This is a genomic window from Clostridium sp. Marseille-P7770, assembly GCF_902143525.1.
Lineage (GTDB): Bacteria > Bacillota > Clostridia > Lachnospirales > Lachnospiraceae > Pilosibacter.
On sequence record NZ_CABFVC010000003.1, the window covers coordinates 238,543 to 254,804 of the forward strand.

The following is a 16,262-nucleotide window of genomic DNA, read 5'->3' on the forward strand; positions in this document are numbered from 1 at the left end:
CTACCGCCCGTGTGAGCAGGAATCCCGGGAACGGCAGTGTATAAACGAAGGGGATTGCGGAAACACAGAAAGACTGGAAGAAAAATTATGCAGAAAAAAATTGCTGTGATCAATGATCTTTCCGGGTATGGCCGCTGTTCATTAACAGTGGCTATTCCTGTTTTATCGGTCATGGGCCATCAGTGCTGTCCGGTACCGACAGCGATCCTCTCGAACCACACGGAATTTCCGGTGTATTTCTTCGATGATTACACGGAAAAAATGACAGCCTACACTGACAAGTGGAAGGAACTCGGTCTCTCCTTCGATGCGGTGGCGACAGGATTTCTCGGCTCGGAGGCGCAGATCGAGATCGTCATGGACATGATCCGGAAACTGGAGTCGGAGGAGACGTTTGTCGTCGTCGATCCTGTCATGGGAGACCATGGACATGCCTATGAGACCTACACGCCGGAGATGTGCGAGCAGATGAAGGAACTCGTCTGCATGGCGGATATCGTCCTCCCGAACGTGACGGAGTGCTGCATCCTCACGGATACCCCCTACAAAAAGGAAAACTGGACGCGGCGGGAGCTTTTAAATATGGCGATGATGCTTCGGCTCATGGGTGCGAAGTCCGTGGTCATCACGGGAGTCCGCGAAGGCAGCTATTACACGAACGTGGTCCTGGAACGCGGGCAGATGGAAGCAAAATTTATCAGGACAAGATCTTCCGGCGGCGAGCGCCCGGGAACCGGAGATGTTTTCTCCTCCGTTGTGGCGGGGGCGCTCCTAAATGGAAAGTCCCTTCCCGAGGCAGTCGCTCAGGCAGCAGGTTTCGTGAAAGAGTGCATCAAAGTCTCCGATGAGGAGCAGATCCCGCACGCGAACGGCGTCTGCTTTGAGAAGATTCTGGGGAAACTGATAAAAAAGTAAGAGAAATCCCCTTCCTTTTCTCGAAGAAATATGATATATTTTTACCAAAGCGTGTTTTACGCAGGAAAGCCGTCAGATATCGGAGAACGTGTATCAGGAAAACTCCGGATCCACGGACGGCACCGGATCTGATAAAGCCGGAAGAGAGAAAATTTACGCGGCGTTTCCGCAGATCGGCCGGAAATGAGCAGGCCTGATCCTGAAATGTTGGAATTGCTGCAAAAATAAGGAGAAAAGCGATGTTAGATTTAAGATTTGTAAGAGAAAATCCGGAAGTCGTAAAGCAGAACATCCGGAATAAATTCCAGGATGCGAAACTTCCGTTAGTAGACGAAGTGATCGAGCTGGACGAGGAGAACAGAAAAGTAAAGAAAGAGGCTGATGATCTCCGCGCAAACAGAAACAAGATCTCCAAACAGATCGGTGCGTTAATGGGACAGGGAAAGAGAGAAGAAGCAGAAGAGGTAAAGAAACAGGTTACCGCAGCTTCCGATCACCTTGCTGAACTTGAGGAGAAAGAAAAAGACCTCGAGGAGCGCATCAAAAAGATCATGATGACGATCCCGAACATCATCGATCCGTCTGTTCCGATCGGTAAAGATGACAGCGAGAACGTGGAAGTACAGAAATTCGGTGATCCGGTCGTTCCGGATTTCGAGATCCCGTACCACACAGAGATCATGGAGAGATTCAACGGAATCGACCTTGACTCTGCAAGAAGAGTTGCCGGAAACGGTTTCTACTACTTAATGGGAGATATCGCAAGACTTCACTCTGCAGTGATCGCATATGCAAGAGATTTCATGATCGACCGTGGATTCACATACTGTGTACCGCCGTTCATGATCCGCAGCGACGTTGTTACCGGCGTTATGAGCTTCGCAGAGATGGACGCTATGATGTACAAGATCGAGGGCGAGGACCTCTACCTCATCGGTACAAGTGAGCACTCCATGATCGGTAAATTCATCGACCAGATCATCCCGGAGGAGGAACTTCCGAAGACCTTAACAAGCTATTCTCCGTGCTTCCGTAAAGAGAAAGGCGCACACGGCATCGAGGAGCGCGGTGTATATCGTATCCACCAGTTCGAGAAACAGGAGATGATCGTTGTCTGCAAGCCAGAAGAATCCAAGATGTGGTTCGACAAGTTATGGCAGAACACCGTAGACCTGTTCCGTTCCATGGACATCCCGGTTCGTACCTTAGAGTGCTGCTCCGGTGACCTCGCTGACCTGAAGGTAAAATCTGTCGATGTTGAGGCATGGTCCCCGAGACAGAAGAAGTACTTCGAGGTAGGAAGCTGCTCCAACCTTGGCGACGCTCAAGCAAGACGTTTAAGAATCCGTGTAAACGGAGCGGACGGAAAGAAATATTTCGCCCACACCTTAAACAACACGGTTGTAGCTCCGCCGAGAATGCTGATCGCTTTCCTGGAGAACAACTTACAGGCAGATGGTTCCGTAAGAATTCCGGAAGTTTTAAGACCGTATATGGGCGGCAAGTCCGAAATCAAATAAATAAGGAATTTCATAAAGCTGTGGCGAGTCATTTTGTCACAGCTTTTTTCCGTTTTGTAACTGTTCAGTACCCTCACGATTGCGGGCAGACATCCATTCCAAACCGGCTTCGCCGATGGGATTTTTGCCTTCAAACCTATGTTATATTACGGTCAGCGCAGCAAGTGCGCAGATCTACGGAACAGTTACTCTGTTTTTTATATTACAAAGGAGATGAGTTTCATGCCGGCAGCATTTGCACATGATCTTTACGGGAGAAAAGTATATATGGAGGCAGATCCGGTCATCAAGCGGATCATAAAGAAAGAGCGGTACTGCTTTCTTCTTGGCGCGCATGGACCGGACGTCCTGTTTTTTTACAAAGCGCTCGGAAAGAACAAGGTGAACCAGAAAGGCGTGAGAACGCACGGGGAACCGGCTGCAAAGCTTTTTGAGCGGGGAAAGATGCTGGTCCATGAAGCGGAGACGCGGGACGAGCGGGATGAGATGATCGCATACCTCATGGGCGTTGCTTGCCATTTCTGTCTGGATAACCGGGTCCATGCCTATGTGAACGCGGAGGAGAAACGGACCGGGATCACCCACGCGGAGATCGAGACGGAGCTGGAGAGACGGCTTCTGGAGCGCGAACACATGCGGCCGCTCCACTCAAACCTCACCTGCCATTTAAAGATTACTGCCCAGACTGTCCGCGCGTCCTCAAGACTTTTCGATGAGGACCCGATCAAGGTCGCAAAGGCCATTATGAGCTTTAGGACCATGAACCGGCTGTTCATCAACTCCAGCGAATGGACGAAGCGGTTCTGCTGCTTCCTGCTTCGCTTTACGGGCTGCTACGGGGTGATCCACGGCATGTTCATGAGAAAACAGCCGACACCGGGATGTGAGTCGATCACAGACCATCTGGAGAGCGAATTCCATGAGGCAGTCCCGGTCGGGGCGGAGCTTCTCAGCGACCTGTTTACATACCTGAGAGGAAAGGGACCGATGCCGGAACTGTTTTACGGAAACTTTAACGGGGAGACACCGGCGTAATTTTTGCAGACACAATGCGGAAAGAAACAAAAACTTGGAGAATAAAGGAGAACCATCATGCGGGGAAAGATCTATGGAATCGGAGTGGGACCGGGTGACCCGGAGCTTATGACATTGAAGGCGGTCCGCCTGATCCGAGAAGCAGATGTGATCGCGATCCCGGGAAAAGACCGGGAGTCCTGCACCGCATATCAGATCGCCAGCGGGGCAGTTCCGGAGATCAAAGATAAGGAGATCATCCCTGTGGTGTTTCCGATGACAAAAAATGAGACTGTGTTAAGGGAGAGCCATGAGGCGGCGGTTCAGAGCCTTACGGCGCTTATGGACCAGGGAAAGACCATCGCGTTTCTGACGCTGGGGGACGTGACGATCTATTCGACCTACGGCTATGTCCATCAGAAACTTTTGAGTCTCGGATATGAGTCGATTCTGGTAAACGGGGTCCCGTCCTTCTGCGCGGCGGCGGCAAAACTCGGGATCTCACTCGGGGAAAAGGCGGAGGCGATCCACATTCTGCCGGGATCCTATCCGGTCGCAGACGGACTGGAGCTCCCGGGAACAAAGATCTTAATGAAGTCAGGAAAAAAGATCGGGGACGTGAAGCGGGAACTCATGGAAAGAGAGCTTCCGGCCTGGATGGTGGAAAACTGCGGAATGGACGGCGAACGGCTTTTTGAGAGCGCTTCGGAGATTGCGGAGGACGCGGGATATTATTCCCTTATTATCGCGAAGGACAGGGAGGAACAGTAGCGCATGGAGACAAAAAAATGGCGGACGATCCGGATCGGAACGCGCAAAAGCAGACTGGCGCTCGTTCAGACAAAGATGGTTGCGGAGGCGATCCGGGCAGTATGTCCGGAGGTCGTGTGCGAGCTGGTGCCGCTGATGACAAAAGGCGATAAGATCTTAAAGACATCCCTCGTGGCGTTCGGCGGAAAAGGCGCGTTTGTCGAGGAGTTTGAGCAGGGACTGTTAAACGGGGAGATCGACCTTGCGGTCCACAGCGCGAAGGACATGCCGATGGATCTGAGCGACGGGCTCTGCATTGGGGCAGTTTTAAAACGGGAAGATCCGAGAGACGTCTTTGTAACGGTAAAAGGCCGGACTTCGGAGCGGATGCCGCGGATCATCGGAACGGGAAGCCCGAGACGCCAGGTTCAGATCATGGAGCGCGGGGACGTGGAGTGCAGACTTCTTCGCGGAAATGTCGATACACGGCTGGAAAAACTATATGCGGGAGAGTATGATGGGATCATTCTTGCTGCTGCTGGTCTTTCCCGCCTCGGACTTCTGGATGATCCGAGATTTTCATTTGAATTCCTGGAACCGGAAACCTTTATCCCGGCAGGCGGCCAGGGGATCATCGCTGTTGAGGCAAAAAAAGGCAGCGAGGTTTTAAAGATCCTGGAAAAACTGAATGACAGAGAGTCGGAGCGCGCCCTGTTTGCGGAGCGGAAGGTCCTGCGCCTTCTTGGGGCAGGCTGTACCGCGGCAGTTGGTGTGTACGCGAAGGAAGAGAATGGAAGCTTCCGGATGGATCTGATGAGGGAAACAAAGAACGGAGTGACCCGCACTCAGGTTTCAGGAGCAGCGGAGGATTCCATGAGACTCGCGGAGCTTCTTGTCAGACAGGGAACCGATGAGGATGTGCCGGCAGGAAAGGCATTTCTCGTCGGCGCAGGTCCGGGAAATGGCGGTCTGATCACTGTAAAGGGGCAGCAGATCTTAAAAGCGGCGGAAGTTCTCGTATATGACCGGCTTGGCTCCGAGGAATTATTGTCTTTAGTGCCGGAATCCTGCGAGCGGATCTATGTCGGGAAAGAGGCGGGTCACCACATCAAAAAACAGTCGGAGATCAATCGGATCCTTGTGGAGAAAGCACTGGAGGGGAAACGTGTAGTCCGCTTAAAAGGTGGAGATCCCTTCGTCTTTGGGCGAGGCGGCGAGGAGATCCAGGCACTCACGGAGGCAGGAATCTCCTATGAGGTCGTCCCGGGCGTCACATCCGCGATCGGAGCACTGGAAGCGGCCGGGATCCCGGTCACACACCGGAATATCGCAAGAGATTTCCATGTCTTTACAGGACATATCTCCCATGAGGACGGCGAAGGACTCTACGGGGATTACAGCCTGTATGCGAAACTCCCGGGAACCCTGATCTTTCTGATGGGATTGTCCAACCTTGAGGAGATCGTGAAACGTCTCATGGACGGCGGAAAAGACGGGGAGACGCCCGCTGCCGTTGTGACGGACGGAACACTTTCGAGAATGCGTGTAGTGAGGGCATCCTTGAAAGACCTGCCGGAAGCCGTGAGAAAATCGGGACTCACGCCGCCGGGGATCATCGCGGTCGGTGAGGTCTGCGCATTCCACTTTACATCCATGGTCCCGGGCGCGCTCACCGGAATTACAGTCGGAGTCACCGGAACGGAAGCCGTCGGAGGACGAATCATGGACCGGCTGGCAGTCGAAGGGGCGAAGACGATCCGCGCCGGGGAGTCGGTCGTAGTGAGAGAACCGATGGATCGCCTGGATCAGGCATTCACGGATCTTGAACAGTACAGATGGGTGATCTTCACAAGCCGGAATGCTGTGAAGATCTTCTTCGAGCGGATGCATGAAAAGCATGTGGATCTCAGAAAACTCGGCTCCTTAAAGTTTGCCGCTGTCGGGCGCGGGACCGGGGAGTATCTCGCAAATATCGGGATCGCGCCGGACTTTATCCCGAAAGAATACACGACGAAGGCGCTGGCAGACGGACTTGTCAAATACCTGAAGGAGAATGGAGAGACTTCTGGGGCAAAAACTGCTGCCGTCAATGTAGCCTACAGCATTTCCAGTTCAGAAAATGTCTGTCCGTGTGCTGAGGCAGGAAAATTTCTGATCCCGCGGGCAAAGCAGGGCTCGAAGGTCCTCACGGAGACACTGGCGGAACAGGGATATGCGTTTGATGATATTCCAATCTATGATATCCTGGTGGAGCAGACGGAGCTTGCGAGACTTAAAACTGCCGACTATATCACGTTTGAGAGCGGCTCCGGCGTCCGAGGATTCTTCGCGGGACGTGAGGCGGAAGCGGCATCTCTGTTTGAGACGGTGAGACCAGTCTGCATCGGAAAGGTGACAGCGGCAGTCCTTGCGGAATACGGAGTGAAGAATGCCCTGACAGCTTCCGACTATACAGCGGACGGAATTTTAGAGGTGCTGCTGGCGGACAGAAACGAGATCGCGAGGTAAACATGGATACCTTTGTATACAAAGACCATAAAAAGTTAAGATGCGGATACACCACAGGAACCTGCGCGGCTCTGGCGGCTCAGGGGGCGGTGCGATTTCTGCTCACAGGATCCTGGAAGGAGACGGAGGAGATCATGACCCCGAAGGGGATTCCGGTGTGCGTATCGCTGGAAGAGAAAACTTCCGGGGATAGTTGGGCGGAGTGCGCGGTCAGGAAGGACGCAGGGGACGATTATGATGTGACGAACGGGATCCTGGTGTATGCGCGGGCGGAGTTTGTGAAAGATAAAAACTTTTATGAAAAGGTTCAGATGTCACATCTGGAAAGTTCCGGGTTCGGAGCTGCAGGAGAAAAACCTGGTCTGAGTCCAGAAAACCAGAAACAGCAGAAAAAAGCGAATGCCGCTCATCAGAAAGAGGCACTTCCTGAGTCGCTTGTCAGAATCGACGGCGGCATCGGCATCGGTCGCATCACAAAATCCGGTCTGGATCAGCCAGTAGGCGCTGCAGCGATCAATTCTGTGCCGCGTAAGATGATCCGGGACGCTGTCTACGAGCTTTTGGAGGAAGCCGGAGAGCTTCGCCTGGTATCGATCACAATATCGGTTCCTGCAGGCGTAGAAGCTGCGAAGAAGACCTTCAACCCGGTCCTGGGAATCGAGGGCGGGATCTCCGTTCTCGGGACCAGCGGGATTGTGGAGCCCATGAGTGAGGAAGCGCTTGTCGAGACGATCCGTACCCATCTAAATGTCTTAAAGGCAGAGGGCAGAAAATGGGTGATCGCAGTGCCTGGAAATATGGGCGCGGGATTTTTAGAGAGGTATCTCGTAGAACATGGTAAATTCTGTACCGATGCTCATCAAGGGAGTAACGCGGCGGACACGGATGCTGCTGTTGAGGCAGAACAGATGGCTTATGGAGAATTATCAACGGGAACAGAACCATCACTTCTGGAAGGATTTATGAATTCCCTCGTCACCATGAGCAACTTCGTCGGCAAGACCATTGACCTTGCCGCGGAACTGGGCTTTTCCGGTATCCTGATCGCCGGTCACATGGGAAAACTCGTGAAGATCGGAAACGGGATCATGAACACCCACTCCAGGGAGGCGGATGGTCGCATGGACACGATGCTGTCCTGCGCGTTATCTGCCGGAACCGAGGACCTGGAACTCCTTAGAAAGATCCAGAGATCCAACACGACGGATGAGGCGATGGATCACTTAAAACAGGCGGGAATCATAGAGGACACGATAAACGTATTCTTAAAGCGTGCCGATTGGCACCTTACCCATCGATCCAGGGACGAGGTGAGGACGGGAATGATCGTCTTCGGGACAAAGGGGGAGTATCTGGGAGAGACGGAAGGCGCGGACGCGATTCTGCGGTCAGCGTTGAAAGAGCTGGATCAATAAGCTTCCACTTAGCGCTGAAAGAACTGAAACAATAAGTTTTGGAACAACGCATGAAAGTTACGGTCTCTGATCATTCATCGAAATTAAAGGAAACACTATGGAAAACAGGCAGAAAAATTACGGGAGCGTCCATGACACAAAGGCATCCATGATGTATAACCGCTTCCTGAAACAATACAACGAGTGGCTTTCCGGCGGACCGATCCCGGATACCGGAAATCAGGATATAAAGTATTTTCTGAGCCAGCAGCGGAAGCGGTTGGAAAAACGCGGACTTCACAGAGATTCATCCATAGAACTCCGGGGTCTTCTGGCCTCAGCCGGCGCGATCCCGCCGAAGGTCGGAAAGAAATATACGAATGTGACAGAATTCCGCACGGCGCAGAGAAATACGACATATTCCAGGGGTGGACGGATCATCGGAAAATTCCGGAAGAAAGAGATCTTATACCAGACGATCACCTTCGCGAATGAGGCGACGGTAGACGGAACGGAGCCATGTACCTGCCCGTCCTGCGGAGCGGTGAGCCAGATCAAGGCGCTGTTTGAAGGCTGCCCATACTGCCACACAAGATTTCTGATGCAGGATCTGTATCCGAAGGTCGCGAATTTTTATTCCATTGAAGACCTCAGCTATTCCACGGAAGAGATCAAGAGAACATTAACTCCCTGGTGCGGCGGAGGGGCAGTCATCTTCACGGTGTTCATGCTGGCATACCTGGCATGGGAGAGGGCAAAGACCGGTGATCCTCTGACACTATATTCCATGATCTGCCCGCTGATCGGGTATCCAGTAATCGGAGCCTTCGGCGGATATATGCTGTTTGCCTTAAAAACACTTGGGTATATTTTCTGGCGGGCGATGCAGAGCCTTGGACTTCTGTTTGCCACTTCTGGCAGCAAAAACAGGCTGATCCGGTTCATGAAGAATTACGAGCCGGATTTTGGCTATGAAAACTTTGAAAACCAGGTCATTGCTCTGGCAAAAAATATTATCTTTTCCGAGCCGGGAGAGGACCTTTCTATTATCCGCGGTCCCTGGGATGGGGAAAGTTTCCAGAACATCACGGACATTGTATACAGGGGAGCTATGTCGGTGGGGAACTGCTGGCAGGAAGGCCCGTATGTGTATGCGGATATCGATCTGTACTTCTGCGATACATATGACAGGGGAAGTTCGATGAAGGAGAAAAACGACAGGATCCGGATGATCGTCGGAAAGAATATCCAGATCCCGCAGGACCCGGGATACTCGATCCATCAGGTCTCCTGTGAAAGCTGCGGGGCAAGCTTTGACGCGATGAAGATCCGTCACTGCCCGTACTGCAAGCGGGAGTATGACATGAGAGACCATGCATGGACGGTCATGAAGATTCGAAAAACAGGAGGAAAACCATCATGATACATTTTGTTGGAGCCGGAAGCGGAGCGCCGGACTTGATCACGGTCCGGGGACAGAAATTCCTTCGGGAGGCGGACGTGGTGATCTATGCGGGATCCCTTGTGAATCCGGAGCTTTTAAAGGAGACGAAGCCGGGGTGTGAGATCTTAAACAGTGCCTACATGACTCTTGACGAGGTGATCCGTGCCATGGAGAAAGCGGAGCGTGAAGGAAAAATGACGGTGCGGCTTCATACCGGTGATCCAGCGATCTACGGAGCGATCCGGGAGCAGATGGACCGGCTGGATGAGAAAAAGATTGCTTACGATGTATGCCCGGGGGTCAGCTCCTTCTGCGGCGCTGCATCGAGTCTCCATGCGGAACTCACGCTGCCTGGCGTGTCCCAGTCCGTGATCATCACGAGAATGGCGGGGCGGACCGGAGTCCCGGGGCGGGAGAGTTTCCGTTCCCTGGCGGCTCACCATGCGACCATGGCGGTGTTCTTAAGCACGGGACTGTTGTCACAGATGGAAAAGGAACTTGCGGAAGCAGGATATGAGTCGGACACTCCGGCGGTGATCATCTACAAGGCGACATGGCCGGAGGAGAAGATCGTCCGCTGCACCGTCTCTACGCTGGCGAAGTCCGCAGAGGAGAACGGAATTAAGAAGACGGCAATGATCTTTATCGGTGATGTATTCGGCACGAGAGAGGCAAACGGCTACGAGGAGTCAAGACTCTATGCGCCGGACTTCTCCACGGAATTCAGAAAGGGGACGGACATATGAAGAAGCTGACAGTGGTCGGCATGGGACCTGGAGAATATGAATCCATGACGCTCCGTGCCGTAAAGGCGCTTAACACCTGCGATGTGATCGTGGGATACACGGTCTATGTGGATCTCGCGAAGCCGTACTTTCCAGATAAGGAATTTCTGACGACCCCCATGAAACGGGAGATCGAGCGCTGCGAGATGGCTTTTGCGGAGGCGGAAAAAGGAAGATCTGTCGTGATGATCTGCAGCGGGGACGCAGGAATCTACGGAATGGCGGGACCGATCCTGGAACTCGGGGAGAAGCACCCGGAGGTGGAGATCGAGGTGATCCCGGGGATCACGGCGGCTCTCTCCGGCGGCGCTGTCCTCGGGGCACCGCTGATGCATGATTTTGCGGTGATCAGTTTAAGTGATCTTTTAACACCCTGGGAGACCATTGAGAATCGCCTGGACGCGGCGGCGAAGACTGATTTTTCCATCTGCCTCTATAATCCGTCCAGCAGGAAGCGGGCGGACTATTTAAAGCGTGCGTGTGAGATCTTTTTACGGTACAAGAGCTCGGATACCGTCTGCGGCATTGTAAAGAACATCGGAAGAGACGGGGAGACGAAGAAGGTCATGACGTTAGCGGAATTAAAAGATTACGAGGCGGACATGTTCACCACCGTGTTTATTGGAAACAGCCGGACCGAAAAGTCCGTCCTTGGCGGACAGAACTGGATGGTCACACCGAGAGGATACCGGATATGAAAATAGAGGAAGAAAAAAAGATCGCGATCTTTGCGGGGACCACGGAAGGCCGGCTTCTCGCGGAGAGACTGGCCGGGAGCAATGTCCGGGCGGATGTTTTCGTCGCGACGGAGTACGGAAAAGAGGAGATCCCGGAGGCACCGAATCTCCATGTCCATGACGGGCGCATCGATGAGAACGGGATGGAGGATCTGTTCCGGGAAAAACGGTACGATCTGATCCTGGACGCGACGCACCCGTTCGCGAAGGTCGTTACGGCAAATATCCGTGAGGCGGCGAAGAAGACAGATACGCCGTTTTTGCGGATCCTGCGGGACGGAGGCCGGAGCGGAATTCGGGTCCAGACGCTGGAGGAAATCCAGAAAATGGCGGCTGACCGGAAAAATGAGCCGGTATTTGTCGATTCGGTCTGCACGGCAGTCGAATTTCTGAAGATGACCGAAGGACCGGTCTTTGTCACGACCGGAAGTAAGGAATTATCTGCGTTTCTGGAGCTTCCGGACTGGGAGACGAGAGTCTACGCGCGCGTCCTCTCGATGCCGGATGTTGTAAAGACATGTGCGGACATGGGATTCTACGGCAGCCATCTGATCGCGATGCAGGGACCGTTTTCGAAAGAGCTGAATGTCGCGATGATGAGATCCGTCCATGCGAAATGGATGGTGACGAAGGAATCAGGGAAAGCTGGCGGCTTCGGGGAGAAAGTCAGCGCAGCGAAGAAAGCCGGAGTCGGACTCGTCGTGATCGGGCGTCCGGCGGAGGATGGGATCTCGCTGGAAGATGGAATCAAATATCTGGAGAAAAATTTTTCACTCGCAGCTTCCGATGGGCATGAAAAAGACGATGCGGACGACAGACTGGAACAGGCAGGAGAGAGCTGCCAAACAGGTTCAGATCTGATAAACACAGATCATATCGCTCCGGAGAAAGCAGATCGGGACCAGCCCGCTCCTGCACAGGAAGACTCCGTCGGATCAGCGGTCGGAGAAAACATAAAAAACGAAAAAATTCGCCAGGTTTTCCTCATCGGAACCGGCCCGGGAGATTCATCCTGGCTTACAGGCGAGGCAAAGAAACGTCTTGAGGCGTGTGACCTGATCGTCGGCGCATCCCGCTGTGTTAGACAGCTTGCCGATTTCCACAAGCCGGTCTACGAGGCATATCAGCCGGAAAAGATCGCAGATTATCTGGACAGCCATCCGGAAGCAGGGATCATCTGCGGAGCCATGTCAGGCGATACCGGATTTTACAGTGCGGCGGAGAAGCTCTCCACAGTCCTGGAGAAGCGCGGATCGTATGAAGTCACGATCATTCCGGGGATTTCATCGGTCGGATACTTTTTCGCAAAGATCCGGCGCCCGTGGGATCATGTAACACTCTTCAGCATGCATGGTCAGGAGACAAATTTTGCGTCCGAACTGAAACGCACCGGACGCGCGTTCGTCCTTGGAGGCGGAACCGATTTCTACGGGAAGATCTGCGGACAACTGGAAGAACTCGGAATGCAGGAGACAAAGCTCTTTATCGGTGAGAACCTCTCTCTAGACGGGGAGCAGGTCCTCTCCGGATCCCTGGAGACATTCAGGGAGCGGAAGGCTCCGCCGCTTGCGGTCCTCTATGCGGAATGGAACGGTCCGCTCCGGCCGATGTCACATGGTCTCCCGGATGAGGAATTTCTTCGCGGCAAAGTCCCGATGACAAAGATGGAAGTCCGCGCGGTTTCCGTATCGAAGCTGGAGCTGACGGAACATTCCGTTCTCTACGATGTCGGGGCCGGAACGGGATCGATCTCCGTGGAGTGCGCGGGACTTTCCGACTCGGTAAAAGTCTTTGCGATCGAGAAGAACCCGGAAGCAGTGGAACTTCTGGAGCAGAATTTCCGGAAATTTGCACTCACAAATGCAAAAATCATCGCAGGAAATGCCCCGGAGGCATTGAATGACCTTCCTGCTCCGACGCACGTCTTCATCGGCGGGAGCAGCGGAAAGATGGAGGAAGTCATTGCGCTCTGTCTCAAGAAGAATCCTAAGACAAGATTTGTCGTAAACCTCATCACACCGGAATCTCTTGCAGCTGTCCTTGCGGCGGCGAAGACTCTTCCGGTAACGGAACCGGAGCTCGTGACCCTGACAGCAGCCAGATCAAAAAAAGCCGGAAACAGCCACCTGATGATGGGACTGAATCCGGTGTGGATCGTGAGCTTTGAAGGGAAGAAACAGGGAGAAGAACATGACGAAATATGAGATTTTGAAGGAGACGGAACTATTTATCCTGGATATGGATGGGACTTTTTATCTGGACAATGATGTGATCGACGGAGCACTGTATTTTCTGGATGAAGTGAAAAAAGCCGGAAAACGATTTGTGTTTTTTACAAACAATTCATCCAAATCACCGGGAACCTATATTGATAAACTGGCAAAAATGGGATGCAATATTGGCAGAGAACAGATCATCACATCCGGTGATGTGATGATCCAGTATCTGAAAGAGTATTATCCAGGAAAAGAAGTCTATCTTGTCGGGACGCCGGATCTCGAAGATAATTTCCGCGAAAATGGGATCCGGCTGACGAAAGAGATGCCGGACGTGGTGGTGATCGGCTTTGATATGACACTGACGTATGAAAAGCTGGAACGCGCCTGCACATATATCCGGAACGGTGCTGTTTTTCTTGCAACCCATTTGGACATCAACTGTCCGACAAAAGACGGTTTTATTCCGGACTGCGGTGCCATATGTGCGGCGATCTCCCTGTCGACAGGGAAAGAACCGAAGTATGTCGGAAAACCATCTAAAGAGACAGTGGACATGGTCCTGGAACTGACCGGAGCGAAGCGTGAGGAAGTCTCCTTCGTCGGAGATCGTATCTATACAGATGTAAAGACCGGAGTGGCAAACGGCGCACATGGGATCCTGGTCCTGACCGGAGAGACAAAGCCGGAAGACATTCCGAAGTCTGACGTTGTTCCGGATGCTGTTTTCACAGGATTAAAAGAGATGGGAGAACTGCTCGGAGAAAAATGAACAGTGTCCATTTTGTACCCATCTATATGATACACTAAAAATAACCGATCCGCATAAATGCCGGAGACCGGAAACCGACCCGGCTTTCAGATAAGGCGGACATATGCGAAATCGGTCAGCAAAAGAAGAAAAGTGGATGACACATGGAAACAGATATGACAATGTTAGCAGGTGCAACCGTGATCGGAGGGAGCCTGGGAATCTATTCAACTCTGCGGCTGATCTATTATATCTTCTACATGATCGCGAACTGGAGGATTTTTTCAAAGGCCGGAGAGCCGGGCTGGAAATCCCTGATCCCGTTCTACAATGTTTATACGGAGTATAAGCTGCAAAGCATTTGGACACGGTTTCGGCTTTGGCGTAGGACTTTTCTTCCTCCAGCCGATTTTCTCAATGATCCTCGGATTCGGAAGCGACCAGTACCAGGGAAATCAGCCATAAAAACAGAATATAAAAGATGGGAAGCAGGAGCACTTGGCGGCTCCTGCTTTTTTTGATGCAGAGGAAATAGCGATGAAATTTTTATCCAGGAGGACCTGTCCAAAAAATGTGCGGACAGACAAATATAATAAAATCATACTTCAGATGGAGAGTGAAAATAAGGAGTGGGGCAGGAGCAGAGAGATGAGAACGAAAATTCAGGACACGTGGGATATTTAAAGGACAGGTAAAATGATATAATAAAAATATCAAACAGGAAAGATGCAGGCAGAATACTTAAACCGAAGAAAAAAACACATGGAACAGGTTGCGGCATCATCCACAGGGATATCCGGAATTAGGAAAAGGGGGATCTATATGAGAAATATGACATTTGGAGGATTTTTAGCAGGCTTATGTACGATCATCGGACTTCTCTGTTTTATCGGAGCAGTCAGCGACGCAGCAGAACCGAAATGTATCGTGACCGGGTGCAGCAACAAGCGGGCACCGGAGAGCAGTTACTGTTATCTCCACAAACCGTACCGAAGATCTTATACAAGTTCTTACTCGTCGGGGAGTTCGGGCAGCAGTTCGTCCTCGTCCTACGGAAAGTCATCGGGAAGCAGCTCATCCGGATCATCCAGCTATAAAAGCAGCAGTACTTCCGGCAGCAGCTCTGCAGCATCCAGAAGCTCTTCTTCCTACAGCAAGCCGAAAAGTTCTTATGGAACCAGCAGTTACAGAAAAAGCACTGCGGATTCCTACGATGACGGATATGATGACGTCTATATGGACGGGGATTACGATGATGACCGTTATGCCGGAGACAGCGACTACGCGGATGGCGTCGATGACGCGCTGGATGAGCTGGGGGATGATTAGAAAAACAGCGGAGAAGATTGCAAACCATGTCTGGCGCTATGAAATTACTGATGGTATATAGAAACAAATGGAATGAAAATACAGAGTACAGGAGGAAACGTTTATGAAACATATTGTAATCGACCTGGAGATGAACAAGATCGCGCGCAGCTCAGAAGCGAGAAAAATCTGCAAAAGCGAGATCATAGAGATCGGAGCTGTCATGCTGGATGAAAACCTGCAGGAGATCGGGAACTTCCGTACATATGTAAAACCGGAATACAACGATAAGATCGCGGCGGAGATCCGGAATCTGACCGGGATCACAGACGCGATGGTAGCGAATGCACCGGTATTCAGGGAAGCATTCCGGATGTTCACAAACTGGTGCCTGGGAACAGGAGATGAGGTCACGATCTATGCCTGGAGTGACTCTGACTACAACCAGGTCGTAAAAGAGATCCTCTTAAAAGAATACGAGCTTTCCGACGAAGAACACGGCCTGATCGACACCGAGTGGACCGATTTCCAGAATGAATTCGACGCGCACATCGGGTTCGAGAGACGGATCTCCCTGGAACTCGCCCTCGACATGGCCGGAATCGATTTCTCCGGCAGACAGCACGACGCCCTCGACGACGCCAGAAACACCGCCGACCTCCTCCACGTCTTCCGCGACCGTGATCTCTTCGAGAAAACTCTCCGCAAAGTCAAAGAAGCGATGGACCCGACGCCGCTGGGGAATACGCTGGGGAGTATGATTGATTTCTCGGGGTTTGTGGTGGGGTGATGCAGGTTAAAGCCAAACACTTGCAGAAATAGATTCCGAACACGGAATCAAATCTACATAAAGTGAAAATAAATTCCGAAATGAGAATATAATCCAGCTTTTCAACTTCAGAACTTCAGAACGAATGTGT

14 protein-coding genes are annotated in these 16,262 nt (G+C 52.1%); all 14 read left to right on the forward strand.

From position 1 onward, the window contains the following. Positions 1–87: 87 nt before the first annotated feature. The 14 genes from FN001_RS08240 (at position 88) to FN001_RS08305 (ending at position 16,132) form a co-directional block, all read left to right on the forward strand. Positions 88–915, forward strand: coding sequence for a pyridoxamine kinase (locus FN001_RS08240; protein ID WP_118321011.1), 828 nt, complete (start codon positions 88–90; stop codon positions 913–915). Positions 916–1,154: 239 nt separating this feature from the next. Then, positions 1,155–2,435 carry a serine--tRNA ligase gene (gene serS / locus FN001_RS08245; RefSeq protein WP_118298108.1) on the forward strand — a complete coding sequence of 427 codons (1,281 nt, stop codon included), beginning with the start codon at positions 1,155–1,157 and terminating at the stop codon, positions 2,433–2,435. 222 nt (positions 2,436–2,657) lie between these two features. After that, positions 2,658–3,470, forward strand: a complete 813-nt coding sequence (locus FN001_RS08250; protein ID WP_182428155.1) for a zinc dependent phospholipase C family protein — start codon at positions 2,658–2,660, stop codon at positions 3,468–3,470. Between the two features lie 57 nt (positions 3,471–3,527). Further along, positions 3,528–4,220 carry a precorrin-2 C(20)-methyltransferase gene (gene cobI, locus FN001_RS08255; protein WP_118298110.1) on the forward strand — a complete coding sequence of 231 codons (693 nt, stop codon included), beginning with the start codon at positions 3,528–3,530 and terminating at the stop codon, positions 4,218–4,220. Between the two features lie 3 nt (positions 4,221–4,223). Continuing rightward, positions 4,224–6,707, forward strand: coding sequence for a hydroxymethylbilane synthase (gene hemC / locus FN001_RS08260; RefSeq protein ID WP_142411510.1), 2,484 nt, complete (start codon positions 4,224–4,226; stop codon positions 6,705–6,707). 2 nt (positions 6,708–6,709) lie between these two features. Next, positions 6,710–8,122, forward strand: coding sequence for a cobalt-precorrin-5B (C(1))-methyltransferase CbiD (gene cbiD, locus FN001_RS08265; protein ID WP_117469663.1), 1,413 nt, complete (start codon positions 6,710–6,712; stop codon positions 8,120–8,122). 97 nt (positions 8,123–8,219) lie between these two features. Further along, complete coding sequence (locus FN001_RS08270; protein ID WP_118298113.1) at positions 8,220–9,524, forward strand: hypothetical protein; 1,305 nt, start codon at positions 8,220–8,222, stop codon at positions 9,522–9,524. Continuing rightward, on the forward strand, positions 9,521–10,291 hold the full coding sequence (gene cobM / locus FN001_RS08275) for a precorrin-4 C(11)-methyltransferase (protein WP_142411511.1): 771 nt from the start codon (positions 9,521–9,523) through the stop codon (positions 10,289–10,291). The genes FN001_RS08270 and cobM overlap by 4 nt, the downstream gene beginning before the upstream one ends. Continuing rightward, the gene (gene cobJ, locus FN001_RS08280) at positions 10,288–11,028 is read left to right on the forward strand and encodes a precorrin-3B C(17)-methyltransferase (protein WP_118298115.1); all 741 of its coding nucleotides are present in this window, start codon (positions 10,288–10,290) and stop codon (positions 11,026–11,028) included. The genes cobM and cobJ overlap by 4 nt, the downstream gene beginning before the upstream one ends. Next, on the forward strand, positions 11,025–13,271 hold the full coding sequence (cobK, locus tag FN001_RS08285) for a precorrin-6A reductase (protein WP_142411512.1): 2,247 nt from the start codon (positions 11,025–11,027) through the stop codon (positions 13,269–13,271). The genes cobJ and cobK overlap by 4 nt, the downstream gene beginning before the upstream one ends. Further along, complete coding sequence (locus FN001_RS08290) at positions 13,258–14,055, forward strand: HAD-IIA family hydrolase (RefSeq protein WP_142411513.1); 798 nt, start codon at positions 13,258–13,260, stop codon at positions 14,053–14,055. Before cobK ends, FN001_RS08290 begins: the two co-directional genes overlap by 14 nt. Positions 14,056–14,571: 516 nt before the next feature. Then, complete coding sequence (locus FN001_RS18070) at positions 14,572–14,718, forward strand: hypothetical protein (RefSeq protein ID WP_185911875.1); 147 nt, start codon at positions 14,572–14,574, stop codon at positions 14,716–14,718. Between the two features lie 138 nt (positions 14,719–14,856). Beyond that, positions 14,857–15,363: a hypothetical protein gene (locus tag FN001_RS18075; RefSeq protein WP_182426522.1), complete on the forward strand. Its 507-nt coding sequence runs from the start codon at positions 14,857–14,859 to the stop codon at positions 15,361–15,363. Positions 15,364–15,466: 103 nt separating this feature from the next. Then, positions 15,467–16,132, forward strand: coding sequence for a 3'-5' exonuclease (locus FN001_RS08305; protein ID WP_142411514.1), 666 nt, complete (start codon positions 15,467–15,469; stop codon positions 16,130–16,132). Positions 16,133–16,262: the final 130 nt, after the last annotated feature.

Coding starts and splice junctions, on each gene's coding strand:
- FN001_RS08240 (WP_118321011.1), top strand. CDS start 88: ATGCAGAAAAAAATTGCTGTGATCAATGATCTTTCCGGGTATGGCCGC.
- serS (WP_118298108.1), top strand. CDS start 1,155: ATGTTAGATTTAAGATTTGTAAGAGAAAATCCGGAAGTCGTAAAGCAG.
- FN001_RS08250 (WP_182428155.1), top strand. CDS start 2,658: ATGCCGGCAGCATTTGCACATGATCTTTACGGGAGAAAAGTATATATG.
- cobI (WP_118298110.1), top strand. CDS start 3,528: ATGCGGGGAAAGATCTATGGAATCGGAGTGGGACCGGGTGACCCGGAG.
- hemC (WP_142411510.1), top strand. CDS start 4,224: ATGGAGACAAAAAAATGGCGGACGATCCGGATCGGAACGCGCAAAAGC.
- cbiD (WP_117469663.1), top strand. CDS start 6,710: ATGGATACCTTTGTATACAAAGACCATAAAAAGTTAAGATGCGGATAC.
- FN001_RS08270 (WP_118298113.1), top strand. CDS start 8,220: ATGGAAAACAGGCAGAAAAATTACGGGAGCGTCCATGACACAAAGGCA.
- cobM (WP_142411511.1), top strand. CDS start 9,521: ATGATACATTTTGTTGGAGCCGGAAGCGGAGCGCCGGACTTGATCACG.
- cobJ (WP_118298115.1), top strand. CDS start 10,288: ATGAAGAAGCTGACAGTGGTCGGCATGGGACCTGGAGAATATGAATCC.
- cobK (WP_142411512.1), top strand. CDS start 11,025: ATGAAAATAGAGGAAGAAAAAAAGATCGCGATCTTTGCGGGGACCACG.
- FN001_RS08290 (WP_142411513.1), top strand. CDS start 13,258: ATGACGAAATATGAGATTTTGAAGGAGACGGAACTATTTATCCTGGAT.
- FN001_RS18070 (WP_185911875.1), top strand. CDS start 14,572: ATGAAATTTTTATCCAGGAGGACCTGTCCAAAAAATGTGCGGACAGAC.
- FN001_RS18075 (WP_182426522.1), top strand. CDS start 14,857: ATGAGAAATATGACATTTGGAGGATTTTTAGCAGGCTTATGTACGATC.
- FN001_RS08305 (WP_142411514.1), top strand. CDS start 15,467: ATGAAACATATTGTAATCGACCTGGAGATGAACAAGATCGCGCGCAGC.